This window comes from Microbacterium sp. P5_E9, assembly GCF_054049175.1.
In genome coordinates this window covers 503,958-522,163 of sequence record NZ_JBFUMV010000001.1, presented here as the reverse complement: position 1 = coordinate 522,163, position 18,206 = coordinate 503,958, and the positions used below count along the sequence as shown (strand labels likewise).

General features: G+C 70.5%; 13 protein-coding genes. All 13 read right to left on the bottom strand.

The features are described 5' to 3' along the window. Nucleotides 1-4: 4 nt before the first annotated feature. Nucleotides 5-1,969 (bottom strand): primosomal protein N' family DNA-binding protein, encoded by a 1,965-nt coding sequence (locus ACXJ3V_RS02595; RefSeq protein WP_457098686.1) that lies wholly within the window; start codon nt 1,967-1,969, stop codon nt 5-7. Between the two features lie 16 nt (nt 1,970-1,985). Beyond that, nucleotides 1,986-3,179 (bottom strand): methionine adenosyltransferase, encoded by a 1,194-nt coding sequence (gene metK / locus ACXJ3V_RS02590; protein WP_457098685.1) that lies wholly within the window; start codon nt 3,177-3,179, stop codon nt 1,986-1,988. Nucleotides 3,180-3,296: 117 nt separating this feature from the next. Beyond that, complete coding sequence (rpoZ, locus tag ACXJ3V_RS02585) at nt 3,297-3,554, bottom strand: DNA-directed RNA polymerase subunit omega (protein ID WP_457098684.1); 258 nt, start codon at nt 3,552-3,554, stop codon at nt 3,297-3,299. Between the two features lie 66 nt (nt 3,555-3,620). Further along, a complete protein-coding gene (gene gmk / locus ACXJ3V_RS02580; protein WP_457098683.1) occupies nt 3,621-4,544 on the bottom strand; it encodes a guanylate kinase in 924 nt (307 codons plus the stop codon). Then, entirely contained in the window at nt 4,537-5,382 is an 846-nt protein-coding gene (gene pyrF, locus ACXJ3V_RS02575) for an orotidine-5'-phosphate decarboxylase (RefSeq protein ID WP_457098682.1), read from the bottom strand. Before pyrF ends, gmk begins: the two co-directional genes overlap by 8 nt. Next, nucleotides 5,379-8,681 carry a carbamoyl-phosphate synthase large subunit gene (carB, locus tag ACXJ3V_RS02570; protein ID WP_457098681.1) on the bottom strand — a complete coding sequence of 1,101 codons (3,303 nt, stop codon included), beginning with the start codon at nt 8,679-8,681 and terminating at the stop codon, nt 5,379-5,381. Before carB ends, pyrF begins: the two co-directional genes overlap by 4 nt. After that, nucleotides 8,681-9,838: a glutamine-hydrolyzing carbamoyl-phosphate synthase small subunit gene (gene carA / locus ACXJ3V_RS02565; RefSeq protein ID WP_457098680.1), complete on the bottom strand. Its 1,158-nt coding sequence runs from the start codon at nt 9,836-9,838 to the stop codon at nt 8,681-8,683. Before carA ends, carB begins: the two co-directional genes overlap by 1 nt. Beyond that, nucleotides 9,835-10,362, bottom strand: coding sequence for a PH-like domain-containing protein (locus ACXJ3V_RS02560; RefSeq protein ID WP_457098679.1), 528 nt, complete (start codon nt 10,360-10,362; stop codon nt 9,835-9,837). The genes carA and ACXJ3V_RS02560 overlap by 4 nt, the downstream gene beginning before the upstream one ends. Next, the gene (locus ACXJ3V_RS02555; protein ID WP_457098678.1) at nt 10,359-11,669 is read right to left on the bottom strand and encodes a dihydroorotase; all 1,311 of its coding nucleotides are present in this window, start codon (nt 11,667-11,669) and stop codon (nt 10,359-10,361) included. Before ACXJ3V_RS02555 ends, ACXJ3V_RS02560 begins: the two co-directional genes overlap by 4 nt. Next, a complete protein-coding gene (locus ACXJ3V_RS02550; protein ID WP_457098677.1) occupies nt 11,666-12,628 on the bottom strand; it encodes an aspartate carbamoyltransferase catalytic subunit in 963 nt (320 codons plus the stop codon). Before ACXJ3V_RS02550 ends, ACXJ3V_RS02555 begins: the two co-directional genes overlap by 4 nt. Continuing rightward, nucleotides 12,625-13,170 (bottom strand): bifunctional pyr operon transcriptional regulator/uracil phosphoribosyltransferase PyrR, encoded by a 546-nt coding sequence (gene pyrR, locus ACXJ3V_RS02545; protein WP_457098676.1) that lies wholly within the window; start codon nt 13,168-13,170, stop codon nt 12,625-12,627. The genes ACXJ3V_RS02550 and pyrR overlap by 4 nt, the downstream gene beginning before the upstream one ends. A gap of 69 nt (nt 13,171-13,239) precedes the next feature. Beyond that, nucleotides 13,240-14,814, bottom strand: coding sequence for a Rieske 2Fe-2S domain-containing protein (locus ACXJ3V_RS02540; protein ID WP_457098675.1), 1,575 nt, complete (start codon nt 14,812-14,814; stop codon nt 13,240-13,242). An 81-nt stretch (nt 14,815-14,895) separates the two neighbouring features. After that, the gene (locus ACXJ3V_RS02535; RefSeq protein WP_457098674.1) at nt 14,896-18,168 is read right to left on the bottom strand and encodes a DEAD/DEAH box helicase; all 3,273 of its coding nucleotides are present in this window, start codon (nt 18,166-18,168) and stop codon (nt 14,896-14,898) included. Nucleotides 18,169-18,206 lie beyond the last annotated feature (38 nt).

The following is an 18,206-nucleotide window of genomic DNA, read 5'->3' as shown; positions in this document are numbered from 1 at the left end:
CTCCTCACAGGTCGAGATCGGGCACATCCACCCGCACTCTGAGTGTATTGCGCGCGCCCGGCGCCCTTCCCTTCGCCTTGGCGCGGGCGCTGAGGGACTGCTGGACGACCGCCGCGCGCAGGGCTTCGGCCACGTGCGGTCCGCGGGCGTAGTCGAACCGCACGAGTGCGCGGGCAGCCGCCTCCGGGGTCGCGACCGGGCCAAGGACCGCCTCGTCGTCGAGCTCCGGCACCGCCCCGCGGAGAGCGGCCAGCGCCGCGCTGACGACGGCGGGCGGGCCCTCGAGCGCCGCGACCCGGACGGTGGGAGGCATCCGCAGCGGCGCGCGGTCCTGCAGCTCGGCGCGCGCGTAGGCCGCCTGGGTCCAGGTGGCGAGGGCGCGGGCGACCGCGCCTGCAACCCCGACGAGGTGGACGGGCGCATCCGGGGCGGCCAGCGCGGCGGCGTTCGACCACCACCGCAGGCACGACTCGCCGATCCGCAGATCCTCGGCGAGCAGCATCCGCTCCCCGTCCAGGAGGATCACCGCACGGTAGCCGCCGTCGGCGATGGGTTCGGCACCGCGCGTCGCGACGACGAGCGCGGGACGCGCGTCTATCCGAGCGACCGGGTGCTCGCCGTCGGCGACGATCACCCGCACTCCGGGGAAGGCGCGGCCGAGCTCGTCGGCCGTGCGCTCGCTGCCCGAGGCGGCCATCCGCACCCGTTCGCTGGAGCAGTGCGGGCAGGTCCAGGCGGTGGCCGTGCGTCCGCACCACGAGCAGTGCGGGACCGCCCCCGGTCGCTTCGCATGCAGCGGACCCGCGCAGTGCGCACAACGCGCGGGCCGTCGGCATTCTGCGCACACGAGCACGGGGGCGTAGCCGGGTCGCGCCACCTGCACGAGCACGGGCCCCGCGGCAAGCGCCGTCCGTGCGGCGGCGAAGGCCGCAGAGGGGACGCGAGCGCCGCGCGACTCCCCCTCCCGGGTGGCGCTCAGCACGACGCGCGGGCTGACGCGACGCGCCGTGGTCACTTCGCGCACCCAGCCGACCTGGACGAGGCGCTCGACATCCGTCGTGCGGGTGTGGCCGGCGAAGATCAGGGCGCAGCCGTCGAGCTCCTGCCGCAGCAGCGCGGCGTCGCGTGCGTGCACCCCGGGGCTCAAGGGCTCGGCGAGCAGCGGATCGCCGTCGTCCCACAGGGCGAGGAGGCCGAGGGCGTGCACCGGCGCGTACACCGCCGAGCGATTGCCGATCACGATGCACGGAACATCGGCGAGACCGCGCAGGAACGCCGAGTACCGCGCCGGAGAACTCTGCCGGGCATCCACCCGCAGCAGCGCGTCGGCGGGCACGCGGCCGGTCAGCGCTGCTTCGAGCTGGCTCTGGTCGCGATGGTCTGGAACGACCAGAATCGCGCTGCCGCCCGCGGCGAGCGTGCGCACCGCGGCCGCCGCGAGCAGTTCCGCCCACGCGCCGATGACGGCGCCGTCGGCGGCGCGGGCCAGCCGTGGCGGCGCATCCACCGCCACTCGACCTCGATCGTCGATGGCGTCGGCGAGCCCGGCGAATTCGCCGAGCACGCGGTTCGCGTCGTCGAGCGCGGTCGCATCGACCACGGGCGTCTCGAGCGGTCCACGGGCCAGCCACGCCTTCTCGGCACGGACCATCCGCTTGGGCAGGGCGAGGCGGAGGATGTCGGATGCCGACCCGGCGGCACGATCGGCGGCCCGACGGGCCAGTGCGTACAGTGCAGGCGTCAGGACGGGCTGCGTCGAGACGACGGCGTCGACCTCGGAGAGCGGCCGATCCGAGGCATCCGGCTCCCCTCGTTCGACGATGAGCCCGTCGACGACGCGGCCGGCGCTGCGCAGCGGCACGCGCACGCGCACGCCCGGCTGCGCGACGGCCTCGAGGTGTTCCGGAATCGCGTAGTCGAACAGCCGGTCGAGCTGCGGCAGCGGCGAGTCGAGCAGCACGCGGGCCACCGGCCGCGCGATCACCTCAGAGACCGGCGGCCGCGCGCAGGTCGTCGACGCGGTCGGTGCGCTCCCAGGTGAACTCGGGCAGCTCTCGGCCGAAGTGACCGTAGGCGGCGGTCTTCGCGTAGATCGGGCGCAGCAGATCCAGGTCTTCGATGATCGCCTTGGGGCGCAGGTCGAAGACGCTCCGGATCGCCCGGACGATGACGTCGTCCGCCACGTGCCCGGTGCCGAAGGACTCGACATAGAGACCGACCGGCTTGGCCTTGCCGATCGCGTAGGCGACCTGCACCTCGAGCCGATCGGCGAGGCCGGCGGCGACGGCGTTCTTGGCGACCCAGCGCATCGCGTACGCGGCGGAGCGGTCGACCTTCGATGGGTCCTTGCCGCTGAACGCCCCGCCACCGTGCCGGGACGCACCGCCGTAGGTGTCGATGATGATCTTGCGACCGGTGAGTCCTGCGTCGCCCTTGGGCCCGCCGACGACGAACGGACCGGCCGGGTTGATGTAGTACTTCACGCCGGGCAGGTCGAGGCCGGTCTCGGCCAGGATCGGGTCGATCACGTCGGCCCGCACCTGGGCGCGCAGGTCGGCCTGAGAGATATCGGGGTGGTGCTGCGTGGAGAGCACGACCGAGTCGACCGTCTTCGGCACAGCACCGTCGTAGCCGAGCGTCACCTGCGTCTTGCCGTCGGGCCGGAGGAACGGCAGCGTGCCGTCGCGGCGCACCTCGGCGAGGCGCTCGGCGATGCGGTGGGCCGTCCAGATGGCCATCGGCATGAGCTGCGGCGTCTCGGTCGTGGCGTAGCCGAACATGATGCCCTGGTCGCCCGCGCCCTGGAGATCGTGCGGATCCTCGGAGCCGTCTTCGCGCCGCTCGAACGCCTTGTCGACGCCGGCGGCGATGTCGGAGGACTGCGCGCCGATCGAGATGCTGACGCCGCACGAGCTGCCGTCGAAGCCGGTGTCGCTCGAGTTGTAGCCGATCCGGTTGACGACGGCCCGCACGATCGCGGGGATCTCGACGTACGCGCTGGTGGAGACCTCGCCCGCGACGTGAACGAGACCGGTCGTGACGAGCGTCTCGACCGCGACCCGCCCGCGGGGGTCATCGGTGAGGATCGCGTCGAGGATGCTGTCCGAGATCTGATCGCAGATCTTGTCGGGGTGCCCCTCGGTGACGGACTCGGACGTGAACAGGCGCAGCTCGGACATCATGTCTCCAAGTCGGGTGCGGACGCGCACCAGTATGCCCGAAACGGCCGACACCGCCCCGGTGGGCCGCCTCGTGGCGACACAGCGGGATCAGGCCGACCGTTCGGAACGGAGGACTTACTCTGCGACGGGGCGCAGGCGCAGCTTGTCCTCGTGGATCTCGTGCAGCGCGATGGTCAGCGGCTTGTCTTCGACCGTCGAGTCGACGAGCGGGCCGACGTTGTCGAAGAGGTTGCCCTCGTGCAGATCCGAGTAGTAGTCGTTGATCTGGCGCGCACGCTTGGACGCGAAGATGACGAGCTGGTACTTGGAGTCGACCTTCTCGAGCAGGCTGTCGATGGGGGGCTCGATGATGCCCTGGTTCGTTCCGGCCATAGCGAAGAAACCTCCTGGTTAGGCGACGGATGTCGGTGGGAGCGCGGAATGCGTCGAGGACTCCGCTCAGGCGCGCGCAGACGGAAGCGCAGGCGCCATCACCAATTCTACGACCTCTTGGGCCGCTTGGGCGACATCGTCGTTCACGACACGGAAGTCGAACTCGTTCTGGGCCGCGAGCTCGACCTTCGCGGTGCGCAGGCGCCGGTGGCGCTCCTCTGCTTCCTCGGTGCCGCGGCCCACCAGGCGCTGCACGAGCTGGTCCCAGCTCGGGGGCAGCAGGAACACCAGAGTGGCGGACGGCTCGGCCGCGCGCACCTGGCGCGCACCCTGCAGATCGATCTCGAGAAGCACCGGCCGGCCGGCGTCCAATGCCGCCTCGATCGGGCCCCGCGGCGTGCCGTAACGGAAGCGGTTGTGCACCGTCGCGTGCTCGAGGAGCTCGCCCTCGGCGATGAGCCGGTCGAACTCGGCATCGTCGACGAAGTAGTAGTGCTCGCCGTCGACCTCGCCCGGTCGCGGCGCGCGCGTCGTCGCCGAGACGGACAGGTGGATCTCCGGGTGGTGGTCGCGGATCTGCGCGGCCACGGTGCCTTTGCCGACCGCGGTCGGCCCCGCGAGGACGACCAGCCGGCTTCGCGCGCCGCGCGGCTGCAGCTCGGGCCAGCGCTCGTCGAGCAGGTGGGTCAGCGCACGTCGCTGCCGCGCACCCAGTCCGCCGAGTCGCTTCACCGGTGAGATGGCGAGCTCGGCCAGCAGGCGGTCGCGCTTGCCCTCGCCGATCGCCGGGATGCTCGTGAGGAACTCCGTCACTCGCATCGTCCCGGACGGGGATGCGGCATCGGCGAACGCGCGCCGCAGCACCTCCTGGGGCGTGACGACGCGCATGGCGATGTCCTTCTTCAGCGCGGCGCGGGCGCGCCGCGCTGCGACGGCGCGACGGGATGCCGCGGCGCGGTCGACCTCGGGTGGGTGCTGTGCGTCAGCCATGGGCTGCCTCCTCGAGCTGGTCGAGACGTGCCTGGATTCGATCGGCGACCTCGGCCGCACCGCCGGCGAGGATGCCGCGACTCTCGCTGGCGACGACCGCCGGAGCGAGCGACCCGAAGAGCGCGGCGAGGTCGGAGAGGGTCGCGCCCTGGTGGCCGAAGCCCGGCGCGAGGATCGGCGCGGGGGGCGTGATGGTCTCAGGGAGCCCGAATGTGGCACGGTCGACGGTCGCGCCGACGACGAGCCCGACGCTCCCCCACTCCCCCGGTGCGGTGTTCCTGGCATTGACCTCGGTGACGTCGTGGACGACGCGGCCGGCGACGGTCTGTGCTCCCACCCGTCCGGTCTGCAGTTCGGCTGCCTCCGGGTTGCTGGTGGCGGCGAGGACGAACAGACCCTTGCCGTGGGCGAGGGCGAGCGTCACGGTGTCGCCGAGGGATCCGACGCCGAGGTACGGGTTGACCGTCAGGGCATCAGCCTCGAGCGACGAGCCAGGGGTCAGCCAGGCGCGCGCGTACGCGTCCATGGTCGAGCCGATATCGCCGCGCTTGGCGTCCGCGATCACCATCAGGCCGGCTGCCCGGGAGGCGGCCAGCACATCCTCGAGGGCCGCGTACCCGGCGGAGCCGTACCGCTCGAAGAAGGCCACCTGCGGCTTGACGATGCCGGCCCGACCCGCGGCCGCGTCGACGACGCGCAGCCCGAACTCCCGGGCGCCGGCGGCCGAGGCATCCAATCCCCACTGCGTCAGCAGATGCTCGTGCGGATCGATGCCGACGCACAGGCGTCCGCGCTCGGCGATCACTGCGCGCAGCCGCTCCCCGAACCCTCCGCTCATGCGCGCGCCGCCCGATCGGCGGCGTACTCCTGCAGGCTCCGCACGGCGAAGCCCTGGCGGAGCACCGGAAGGGCGCTCACTGCGGCGCCGAGGACGGCCATCGTCGTGAAGAGCGCCTTGTCGGCCGCGACGGCCGCCGCGCGGATCTCGTAGCCGTCGGCGCGCGCGGAGCCGCCGCTCGGGGTGTTCACGATCATGTCGATCTCGCCCGCGTTGATCAGGTCGACGATGTTCGTCGCCCCGCTCTCCTGCGTGGCGGAGTACTTGTTCACCACCTCGACGGCGATGCCGTTGCGGGCGAGAATCTCGGCGGTGCCCTCGGTCGCCACGAGGGTGAAGCCGAGTTCCTGCAGCCGGTGGGCGGGCAGGATGACGGCGCGCTTGTCGGAGTCGGCGACCGAGATGAACACGGTCCCGGTCAGCGGCATGCCGCCGTAGGCGGCTTCCTGGCTCTTCGCGAAGGCGGTCGGGAAGTCGCGGTCGATGCCCATGACCTCGCCGGTCGAGCGCATCTCGGGTCCGAGCACGGAGTCGACGGTGAGGCCCTCCTTCGTGCGGAACCGCTTGAACGGCAGCACGGCCTCCTTGACGGCGACCGGCGAATCCAGCGGCACGCGCGAACCGTCGGACGGCGGCAGAAGGCCGTTCTCCTTCAGCTCGGCGATCGTCTCGCCGGCCATGATCCGGGCGGCCGCCTTGGCGAGCGGAATGCCGAGCGCCTTCGAGACGAACGGCACCGTGCGACTCGCCCGCGGGTTCGCCTCGATGACGTAGAGCACGCCGGCGCTCACCGCGAACTGCACGTTGAGCAGGCCCCGCACCCCCACCCCTGCCGCGATCGCCAGGGTCGCGTCGCGCACCCGGTCGATCTCGGTGCGGCCGAGCGAGATCGGCGGCAGGGTGCAGCTGGAGTCGCCGGAGTGGATGCCGGCCTCCTCGAGGTGCTCCATGACGCCGCCGATGTACAGCTCGTCGCCGTCGTACAGGGCGTCGACGTCGATCTCCACGGCGTCGTCGAGGAAGCGGTCGACGAGCAGCGGCTTGCCGGGCTCGACGATCACCTCGCCGGCGGTGCGGACGAAGTAGTCGCGCAGGGCGGCGGTGTCGTAGACGATCTCCATGCCGCGCCCGCCGAGCACGAAGCTCGGCCGCACGAGGACGGGGTACCCGATGTCCTCGGCGACCGCGACGGCGCCGTCCGGGTCGGTCGCGGTGCCGTGCCGAGGGGCGATGAGACCGGCGGCGTCGAGGATGTCGCTGAACAGCTGGCGCTCTTCGGCGAGGTCGATGGCCTCGGGGCTGGTGCCCAGGATGCGGTAGCCGGCATCCTGGATCCCCTTCGCGAGCCCCAGCGGCGTCTGGCCGCCGAGCTGGCAGATGACGCCCAGGATCTCACCCGACTGCGCCTCGGCGTGCAGCACCTCGAGGACGTCCTCGAGGGTCAGCGGCTCGAAGTAGAGGCGATCCGAGGTGTCGTAGTCGGTCGAGACCGTCTCGGGGTTGCAGTTGACCATGACGGTCTCGTAGCCGGCCTCGGACAGCGCGAACGACGCGTGCACGCAGGAGTAGTCGAACTCGACGCCCTGGCCGATGCGGTTCGGGCCGGAGCCGATGATGACGACCTTCGTGCGCTCGGACGGCCGCACCTCGGTCTCGAAGTCGTAGCTCGAGTAGTGGTACGGCGTCAGTGCAGGGAACTCGCCCGCGCAGGTGTCGACCGTCTTGAAGACGGGCCGCACACCGAGCGCGTGACGGATGCCGCGGACCTCGATCTCGCTGACTCGGCGGAGCTGTGCGATCTGGGTGTCGCTGAAGCCGTGCTCCTTCGCGACGCGGAGGGTCGCGGCATCCAGCTCCCCCGCGGTGCGGACGAACTCGGCGACCTCGTTGATGAGGACGATCTGATCGAGGAACCAGGGGTCGATGCCGGTCGCGTCGAAGAGCTGCTCGATCGTCGCGCCGGCGCGCAGCGCCTGCTGCACGTGGATGATCCGACCATCGGTGGGGGTCTTCGACAGCTCGATGAGCTCCTCCACCGACGCCTCGGTCCCTGAGCCTGTCAAAGGCTCCCAGTGGAACGAGGAGCCGCGCTTCTCGAGTGACCGCAGCGCCTTCTGCAGCGCGGTCGCATAGTTGCGGCCGATCGCCATGGCCTCGCCGACCGACTTCATGGTCGTGGTCAGCGTCGTGTCGGCCGCCGGGAACTTCTCGAAGTTGAACCGGGGCACCTTGACGACGACGTAGTCGAGCGTGGGCTCGAAGCTCGCCGGCGTCTCCTTGGTGATGTCGTTCGGGATCTCGTCGAGCCGGTAGCCGATCGCGAGCTTCGCGGCGATCTTGGCGATCGGGAACCCGGTCGCCTTCGAGGCGAGCGCCGACGAGCGCGAGACGCGCGGGTTCATCTCGATGACGATGATGCGGCCGTTCGACGGGTCGACGGCGAACTGGATGTTGCAGCCGCCGGTGTCCACGCCGACGGCGCGGATGATGTCGATGCCGATGTCGCGGAGCTTCTGGTACTCGCGGTCGGTGAGCGTGAGGGCCGGGGCAACGGTGATCGAGTCGCCGGTGTGCACGCCGACGGGGTCGACGTTCTCGATCGAGCAGACGACGACGGTGTTGTCGGCCGTGTCGCGCATGAGCTCGAGCTCGTACTCCTTCCACCCGAGGATCGACTCCTCGAGGAGCACCTCGGTGGTGGGCGAGTCGCGCAGGCCGGCGCCGGCGATGCGACGGAGGTCGCGCTCGTCGTACGCGAACCCGGAACCGAGGCCGCCCATCGTGAAGGAGGGGCGGACGACGAGCGGGTAGCCGAGCTGTTCGGCGGCGGCGAGGCAGTCGTCCATCGTGTGGGCGATGCGGGATGCCGCGACATCCGCTCCCGCGTCCAGCACGAGCTGCTTGAAGATCTGGCGGTCCTCGCCCTTGTTGATCGCCTCGAAGCTCGCGCCGATGAGCTCGACGTCGTACTTCTGAAGGATGCCGTGATTGTGCAGGTCGATCGCCGCGTTCAGCGCGGTCTGGCCGCCGAGGGTCGGCAGGATCGCGTCGGGCTTCTCCTTCGCGATGATCGTCTCGATGACCTGCCACGTGATCGGCTCGATGTAGGTCGCGTCGGCGAAGTCCGGGTCGGTCATGATGGTCGCCGGGTTGGAGTTGACGAGGATGACGCGCACGCCCTCTTCGCGGAGCACCCGGCAGGCCTGGGTGCCGGAGTAGTCGAACTCGCAGGCCTGACCGATGACGATCGGGCCGGAGCCGATGACCAGGACACTCTTGATGTCGTCGCGCTTGGGCATTACTCGGCGTCCTTCTTGTCGAGGTGCGCGATGACCATGTCGCGGAATCGGTCGAAGAGGTAGTTGGCGTCGTGCGGGCCGGCGGCCGCCTCGGGGTGGTACTGCACCGAGAACGCCGGGATGTCGAGGGCACGGAGCCCCTCGACGACGTCGTCGTTCAGCCCGACATGGCTCACCTCGACGCGGCCGTAGCCGGCGGGGCTGTCGAACTCGCCCGCGATCGGAGCCTCGACCGCGAAGCCGTGGTTGTGCGCGGTGATCTCGACGCGACCGGTGGCCTTGTCGAGCACCGGCTGGTTGATGCCGCGGTGCCCGAACGGCAGCTTGTAGGTGCCGAGTCCGAGGGCCCGGCCGAGGAGCTGGTTGCCGAAGCAGATGCCGAAGAACGGCAGCCCGTCGTCGAGCACGCTGCGCAGGAGCGCGACGTGACCGTCCGAGGCCGCGGGGTCGCCAGGGCCGTTCGAGTAGAAGACCGCAACGGGGTCGACCTCTCGGATGCCCTCGATCGTGACGTCCTGCGGCAGCACGTGCACGTCGAAGCCGCGGGCGGCGAGGTTGTCGATCGTGGACTGCTTCACACCGAGGTCGAGCACGGCGAGGCTGCCGATCCGCTCGCTCGTCGCCACGGTGACCTCGGTTGCCGCGACCGAGACCTCGGCCGAGAGGTTGCGGCCGGCCATCTGCGGCGCCTCCCGGACGAGCCGGAGCTGTTCGGCCTCTCCGACGCCGGCCGCGGCGCCGGAGAAAATCCCGCCGCGCATGCTGCCCGCCGAGCGGATGTGACGGGTGACCGCGCGCGTGTCGATGCCGCTGATGCCGACGACGCCGTCCGCCACGAGAGCGTCGTCGAGCGAGGCATCCGCCCGCCAGTTGGAGACCACGCGCGAGGGGTCGCGCACGATGTAGCCCGACACCCAGATGCGGCGGGATTCGGGGTCTTCACGGTTCATCCCCGTGTTGCCGATGTGCGGTGCGGTCTGCAGCACGATCTGTCCGGCGTAGGAGGGGTCGGTGAGCGTCTCCTGGTAGCCGGTCATGCCGGTGGCGAAAACCACCTCGCCGAGCGTCGTGCCGCGCGCGCCGTAGGCGCGACCCGGGTGGCGGGTGCCGTCCTCGAGAACGAGGACGGCAGGGTCGGCGTGGAACTGGGAGGTCATGCGTCGGATCCCATCGGGGTCGAGGTCGAGGTCGAAGTGGGGATGCAGAGCGGCGCGATCGCATCCGCGACGGCACGGGTCGAGGCATCCTGCGGTCGGAAGTAGGAGTCGACGATCGTCACGTCGTCGGTGCGCCATTCCAGGCGCACGAGGCCGCCGGGCTCGACGACCCGGTCGATCGCGACGGTCGCCTGCGCGACGCCGACCAGGCGGTCAGCGGCCAGGAACACGCGCGGCGCTCCGGTGACGTCGAGGGCGACCCCGGCGTCGGTGACGAAGAGGTCGGCGCGGGAGCGGAAGGCGAGCCCGCGGATCGCGAGGCGCTCGAGCGGCTCACCGTGGCGGGTCGTGGCGACGTACAGCCCCGAGAACGACGCACGGACCTGGGCGTCGGCGGGTGCGGCATCGGTCGGGGCGGTGAGGGCGGCGTCGCGCCGCGTGCGGCGCACCCAGCCCCACACGACGAGCGCGATGATCAGAGCGGCGACCCCGATCATCACCAGGAGGGCTCCTTCGGTGGTCATGCGCGCACCCCCGAGAGGTCCTGGAGCACGCCGTCGACCACGGTCGGCCGGCCGCGGTGCACCGTCCAGCGCACCTCGCCGGGCAGTTCGCGCCCGAGGTAGGGCGAGTTGACGCTGCGACCGTGCAGGTCGGCGACCGAGAAGGTGCGCACCGGCGCCGGGTCATAGAGGGTGAACGATGCCGGGTGCCCGTCGCTCAGCGGCGTGCCGTGGCCGTCGAGCCGCCCGATCCGCGCGGGGGTGCGGGACATGATCCGCGCGACATCAGCCCACACCAGCAGGCCGGTGTCGATCATCGCCTCGTGCACCACCCGGAGCGCGCTCTCGAGCCCGACCATCCCGTTGGCCGCGGCCTGCCACTCGCACGACTTCGCTTCGTCGGGATGCGGGGCATGGTCGGTCGCGACGATGTCGATCGTGCCGTCGGCGAGTCCTTCGCGGACCGCCAGCACGTCCTCGTCACGGCGCAGCGGCGGGTTCACCTTGAACCGGGCGTCGTACCCGCGGGCGAGCTCGTCGGTCAGCAGCAGGTGATGCGGGGTGACCTCGGCGGTGACGTTGACGCCACGGCGCTTGGCCCACCGGATGATGTCGACCGATCCGGCGGTCGAGAGGTGGCAGACATGCAGCCGCGAGCCGACGTGCTCGGCGAGCAGCACGTCGCGGGCGATGATCGACTCCTCAGCCACGGCGGGCCAGCCGGCGAGGCCGAGCTCCGCGGAGACCGAGCCCTCGTTGAGCTGCGCGCCTTCGGTGAGCCGGGGGTCCTGGGCGTGCTGGGCGATGACGCCGTCGAACGCCTTCACGTACTCGAGCGCGCGGCGCATGATGAGCGAGTCCCACACGCAGAAGCCGTCGTCGCTGAACACCCGGACGCGGCCACGCGAAGACGCCATCGCGCCGAGTTCGGCGAGCCGCTCGCCCTTCTGCCCGACCGTGACCGCGCCGATCGGCTGGACGGTCACGTATCCGGCAGCTTCACCGAGCGCGAGCTCCTGCTCGACGACACCAGCGGTGTCCGCCACCGGCGAGGTGTTCGGCATCGCGAAGACCGCCGTGAAGCCACCGGCAGCAGCGGCACGCGATCCGGAGAGGATCGTCTCGGATGCCTCGTACCCGGGTTCGCGCAGGTGCGTGTGGAGGTCGACCAGACCGGGCAGTGCGATCAGGCCGGCAGCATCGACCACGGTCGCGCCGGCGCGGCTCAGCCCGGTGCCCACTTCGGCGATGAGGCCGTCTTCGACGATGAGGTCTGCGGCCTCGCCGCCCTCAAGGTGTGCCCCCTGGAACAGGAAGACCTCGCTCATCGTCTGTCCTCCTTCTCGTCTGCTGCTCCCGCGAGCAGCAGATACAGCACGGCCATGCGCACCGAGACGCCGTTGGTCACCTGGTCGAGCACGGTCGACCGGGGCGAGTCGGCGGCTTGCGCCGAGATCTCGAGACCGCGGTTCATCGGTCCGGGGTGCATCACCATGCTATCCGGACCGAGCGCCGCGAGCCGCCCGGCGTCGAGCCCCCATCGACGGGAATACTCCCGTTCAGTGGGGAAATATGCGGCGTTCATGCGCTCCAGCTGGATCCGCAGCATCATCAGCGCGTCCGGCTGCTCGGCGACCGCTTCGTCGAGGTCGTAGCGCACGCGCACCGGCCAGTGCGAGACATCCTGCGGCACCAGGGTCGGCGGCGCGACGAGGGTGACGTCCGCTCCGAGCGTGTTGAGGAGCCAGACGTTCGAGCGGGCGACACGGGAGTGCAGGATGTCGCCGACGATCGTGACGCGAAGACCGGCGAGGTCGCGGCCGCGGCTGTCGGCGCCGAACCGGCGCTTGCGGATCGTGTAGGCGTCCAGGAGCGCCTGGGTGGGGTGCTCGTGGGTGCCGTCCCCCGCGTTCACGACGCCCGCGCTGATCCACCCGCTTGTGGCGAGCGTGCGTGGTGCACCGGACGCGCCGTGACGGATGACCACGGCATCCGCTCCCATCGCCTGCAGGGTCTGCGCGGTGTCCTGCAGCGACTCCCCCTTGGAGACGCTGGAGCCCTTCGCGGAGAAGTTGATGACGTCGGCGGACAGGCGCTTGGCGGCCGCCTCGAACGAGATGCGGGTGCGGGTCGAGTCCTCGAAGAAGAGGTTGACGACGGTCTTGCCGCGCAGCGTCGGCAGCTTCTTCACCTCGCGCTGCTGGGTGTCGGCCATGTCCTCGGCGACATCGAGGATGCGCAGGGCCGCCTCGCGGTCGAGGGTCTTGGTGTCGAGCAGATGCCTCATGACTCGATCGTCACCTCCTCGGCGCCGTCGACTTCGTCGAGGCGCACGTTGACGCGCTCGTCGCGCGAGCTCGGCAGGTTCTTGCCCACGAAGTCGGGCCGGATCGGCAGTTCGCGGTGTCCGCGGTCCACCAGCGTCGCGAGACGCACGGCTGCCGGACGTCCGATGTCCTGCAGGGCGTCGAGGGCGGAGCGGATGCTGCGACCCGAGAACAGCACGTCGTCCACGAGAACGACGACCTTTCCGTCGATCCCGCCGGCGGGGATCTGCGTGCGCTGCGGCGTGCGGGTGGGATTGCGGTGCAGGTCGTCGCGGTACATCGTGACGTCGAGCGCCCCGACCGGGATCGCCGCACCGTCGAGCTCGACTGACGCGATTTCGCCGATCAGTGCGCCGATGCGATGGGCGAGGGCGACGCCGCGGGTGGGGATGCCCAGAAGCACCAGATCCTGCGGGCCGCGATTGGACTCGAGGATCTCGTGGGAGATCCGAGTCAGGGCCCGGGTGATGTCGGCTGCGTTCAGCACAGTGCGCGTGCTCATCCGCTGCTCCCTTCTCCGCCTCACAGGACGGGGTTAAAGGTTGCTGTGGTTCGCTCCCAGCCTAGCCGATCAGCTCGCGGGGGCGAGTGCCTCCATGGCCAGGTCGCCCTCGACCTGGGACGCCCGGATCGGGTGCCCCTGGCTCGAGATGCAGCTGCCGCTGGCGAGGTCCCACTTCCAGTCGTGCAGGCTGCAGGTCAGTACGCCGTCCTCGATCTTGCCGGTCTTGGACAGGTCGGCACGCAGGTGCGGGCAGCGGCGCTGCACGACCCAGTCGCCGAGCTGCACGTCCTCGGACACATCGGACTGCTCGGCGTACCAGTTCTCGACGTACTCGATCCGGTCTCGGGACAGGCACTTGAGGAACGTCGTGAGGAACTCGTTGAACTTGCCGCTGCGCCCGACCTCGAACTGCATCGAGAGGAAGATCGAGTTGGACCAGTCGATCTCGTGGTCGGCGATGTTCGTCGAGACGAGGTCGGCCGGAATCGTGTACCAGTAGATGCACTCCTCCCCCGCGTACTCCCGCACCTTCGCCTTGGGGAAGTCGACGACCATGTCGAGCTCGCCGATGCGGAAGCGCACATTCCCGCCGACGCCGTCACGGAAGATGCGGCCGCGCCGCAGCAGCGGCTCCCACCACTCCTTGAGCGCGGCCAGCATCTCGTCCGGCTGCAGGACTGGAGCGCGGGATGCCTCTTCCGCGGCGATCTCGTCCTGCCGGGAGTCACGCTGCTCGGCGAGGTAGGTCCACTTGTCGCCGAAGATGTGCTCGATCTCGGCATCCGTGTACAGCGACTGCTCGACCGAGATCTCGCCGTGGTTCACCTCGACCACCGTGCCGGGGAGGAACATGTGCCCTTGCTGCTCCGGGCGCACCTCGTGCATGTGCTCCAGGAACTGGCGCTGATCGGTGAAGATCGAGTCGTTCTCCAGCCCCAGCCCGTTGTAGCGGAACAGTTCGTCGCGCAGGAACATGGGCGGACCTGCCATCGGGAAGACGTGCGGGGCATCCACCTTCTCGATGTAGTACATCGCCCGCTTGTTCTGCGCGTCGCGCTTGAGCTTCGCGAAGTTCTGCTTCGACTCCTGCGGCAGGTCGTAGACCATCGGCCACCAGATCGCGCCGGACACCTGCGTGAAGTAGGCCTCGGGCTTGCTGAAGGAGAGGAGCTTGTCGAGGTCGAGCGGGTGCGAGTCGTTCTGGTTCAGGATGCTGGCGGTGCCGTCGTCGACGCTCAGCGACGAGTCGCCGATCGGGCCGTCGCTCGGGGCCCGCAGCGGGGTGACCATGAGCGTGAGGTCGCCGAACTCGAGCGGCACACCCGCCTGGGTGAAGACGATGTTGTCGTAGCCGAGTCGTCGCAGGTCCTGCTCGAGGTCGTCGGTCGGGTAGTCCGGCAGCAGGACCTTGATGTCCTTGGGGACGAATCGCTGCATGAGCGCCGGGTCGAAGTGATCGCGGTGCCGGTGCGAGATGTAGAGGAAGTCGGCCTTGCCGAAGCGCTCCCAGTCGAGGCCTCGGTTGTCGGGGAACGGGAACCACGAGCCGAAGAACGTCGGTCCGATGACCGGGTCGCAGAGGATGCTGCCACCCGCCGTCTCGATGAACATGCCGGCGTGGCCGAGACCCGTGATGCGCATGGATTCCTCCCGTGTCGAACGGCTTTCGAGTCTACGACGTGGCCCGAGCCTGACCCGTGCGGGCCGCCGCGTCAAACCGGATCAGGCGTCGAACAGGCCGCGGATGTCATCGGCGGTGAGGGCCTGCGAGAAGAGCGCGTCGTCGTCCATGACGGCGCCGAACAGGCGCGCCTTGCGCTGCTGCAGGGCCATCACCTTCTCCTCGATGGTGCCGGCGGCGATGAGCCGGTAGACGTTGACCGGGCGGGTCTGCCCGATGCGGTGCGCCCGATCGACGGCCTGGGACTCGGCCGCCGGGTTCCACCACGGGTCGAGGAGGAAGACGTAATCGGCTTCGGTGAGCGTGAGCCCGAATCCTCCCGCCTTGAGGCTGATGAGGAACACCGGCGCGTCGCCTTCACGGAAGGACGCGATCGCGGCATCCCGGTCCCGGGTCGAGCCGTCGAGGTACGCGTAGCGGATGCCGCGCTCTTCCAGCCGCGCCGCCACAAGCCCCAGGAACGACGTGAACTGACTGAACACCAGGGTGCGGTGCCCCTCGGCGAGGATCTCGTCCAGCTGCTCGAACAACGCGGTCAGCTTGCTCGGGGTGATGTGCGCGTACTCCGGATCGATGAGCTCGGGGGCGAGACTCAGCATCCGGAGCAGGGTGAGCGAGCGGAAGACGATGAACCTGGTGCGGTCGAGATCGTCGAGGAGGCCCAGCACCTTCTGCCGCTCACGCTGCAGGACCGCGTCGTACAGGGTCCGATGCGCGGCGCCGAGCTCGACCTGCACCTCCTGCTCCTGCTTGGGTGGCAGGTCCGCGGCCACCAGCTCCTTCGTGCGGCGCAGCACGAGCGGACGGATCCGCCGTCGCAGCCGGGCGAGTCGCACGGCGCGCTGCGGCGCGCCCTCCTGGTTCTCGGCCACCTTCCCCTGCTCGATGGGGCCGACGTACTCCTCGCGGAAGCGTCTCGCCGAGGGGAACAGCCCGGGCGCCGCGAGCGAGAGCAGCGCCCACAGTTCGGTCAGGCTGTTCTCCATCGGCGTGCCGGTGATCGCGAACGTCACATCCGCCCGCAGGTCCCGCGCCGCACGGTAGGCCTTGGTCTGGCTGTTCTTGACGAACTGGGCCTCGTCGAGCACGAGCCCCGCCCACTCCACGGCGGCGAACTCCGGTTCGTCGAGACGCAGGAGCGTGTACGAGGTGATGACGAGATCTGCGGATGCCGCGGCATCCGTCACCGTGATCCCCCGCTTCGCGCGCGTGGCGTCCACGACCGCCACCCGCAGGCCCGGGGTGAATCGCGCGGCCTCGGTGCGCCAGGTGGAGAGCACGGACGTCGGCGCCACCACGAGGAACGGCCGCCGTTCGCCGGCCTCGCGCGTGTGCGCCATCAGCGCCAGCATCTGGATCGTCTTGCCGAGACCCATGTCGTCGGCGAGGATGCCGCCGAGGCGGTGCTGCCAGAGGAACGCGAGCCACTCGAAGCCGGTGCGCTGGTAGGGGCGCAGTTCCGCCAGCAGCCCCGCCGGCAGCGGGGTCGGCGGGATCCGGTCGATGTCGCGGAGTGCCTCCGCGGTGGCCCGCCAGCTGACCGCGGGCTCGGACTGGTCGGCGACGTCTTCGAAGTCGGCCCAGAGTGCGGTCTGGTAGCGGCTGATGCGCGGACCGGTCTCCCACTCGGTGAGCTCCCCCGCCTCCTCGATGAGATCGCGCAGCCGCTGCAGCGAGGGGTGCGAGAGCGAGAAGTAGCGCCCGTCGCTGAGCAGCAGCTTGCGGCGCCCCCTGGTGAGGGCGGTGAACAGCGGCGCGAACGGGATCATCCGCCCGTCGATCGTCACGATGACCCCGAGATCGAACCAGTCCGCATCGGTGGTCTCGAGCGTGGAGACCGTCACGTGCGGGTCCGCGGTCAGTTCGCGATAGCGCGGCCGCTCCCCCTCGATCTCGACCACGACATCGGGGAGCGCCTCGAGGGCGGGCAGCAGCCGGGAGGCGAACTCGGCGGCGTCGATCCCGGAAAGCTGACCGGAAGCCGCGAAGGCGACGGGCGAGGCATCCTCCCAGACCGCTTCGACCCGTGTGCGGATCGCATCTTCGGTCTCAGCGTCCCGGTCGTCGGACATCGGAGACCGATACGGCATCGGCTCGCGCTCGCCGTAGCGCCAGTGAAGAGCGAAGTCGAGGCGGTGCGCGGGTGAGAATCGCGCCGTGACGACGAGGGCGGGGCGTTCGGGCGCCGGCAGGGCGATCCCGGGTGCCTCGACGACGACCTGCCGCAGGAGCCGGGGCAGGTGCTGGGTCAGGAACTCCGGGGTGTCCTCGACAGGCACGGTGATCGCGGCGCGGGCCGTCACGAGCGCGTGCACCGGAACGGGAAGCGGCACCGGGGCGAGGGTGAGCTCGATCCGGTCGCGGCGCACCTGGAAGCGGTAGATCCCGATGTGGCCGATCGGACGAGCTTCGTCGGCGGCGACGGGGTCCTCGCCGATCGAGAGGCGCGCGGCGAGCGTGAGCCCATCGGGCGTCTGCTCGGCGCGCACGACGGCATCCGCCGCCCCGGCGATGGCGACGGTGGTGTGCTTCTTGGTGGGCACGACGGCGATGCCGTGCTCTGCCGCGGTCGCCAGGTGCGGCCAGAGCAGGTGGGACTGGATGTCGTCGAGCGTGACCCACTCGGAGATGTCCGAGAACGCTCCGAACAGGCGCATGTCCCGCGCGATGCTGTACAACTCGGCGAACCAGCGCGCCTGGGTCGGCACGTACGGGTGCCCCAGCCGCCGGACCGCCTCCCACGAGACGGTGCCCTTGATCCAGGCGTCGCTGCGCGCGCTGCGCTCCAGCGGTCGCAGCCCGACCAGGACATCGGAGCCGTGCAGATGCAGACCCCGCGGCGACGCGCTCTCGACGCGGGTCGGTGCCCACTGCGAGCTGCTGCGCCGCACGCGCTGGCGCAGCTCGACCCCGAGAGCGAGGGCGGTCGGCGGGGCCGATCCGGTGCTCGGTGGCGCGAGCAGCGCGCGCCACGTGGCCGGCTGCGCGGCGGCGGCCGGGCCGTCGGCGACCGGGCGATCCGCGAGCCGATTGCTCGCGAGCAGGGTCGCCACCGTGTGCTTGCAGTCGCGCTCCACCGGGCAGGTGCAGAAGGTCGAGACGATCGGCTGGTCGCCTCGGGCCGGGTCGAGGCGGATCCGGCATCGATAGGCGGTCCTGCCGCTGCCCTCGACCACCGACTCGAGCACCGCCGCGACCGGATCCCACGCCACGGACTGCACGGCCCCGTCGCGGAAGTACGCCATCCCGCGTTCGTACGCGCCGCCATCGGCCCGGCGCCGGATGTGCTCGGCGTCGACGAACGGCGGGGTCATGCTCACCATCCTCGCAAGGTTCCGCGAGGCCTGGTCAT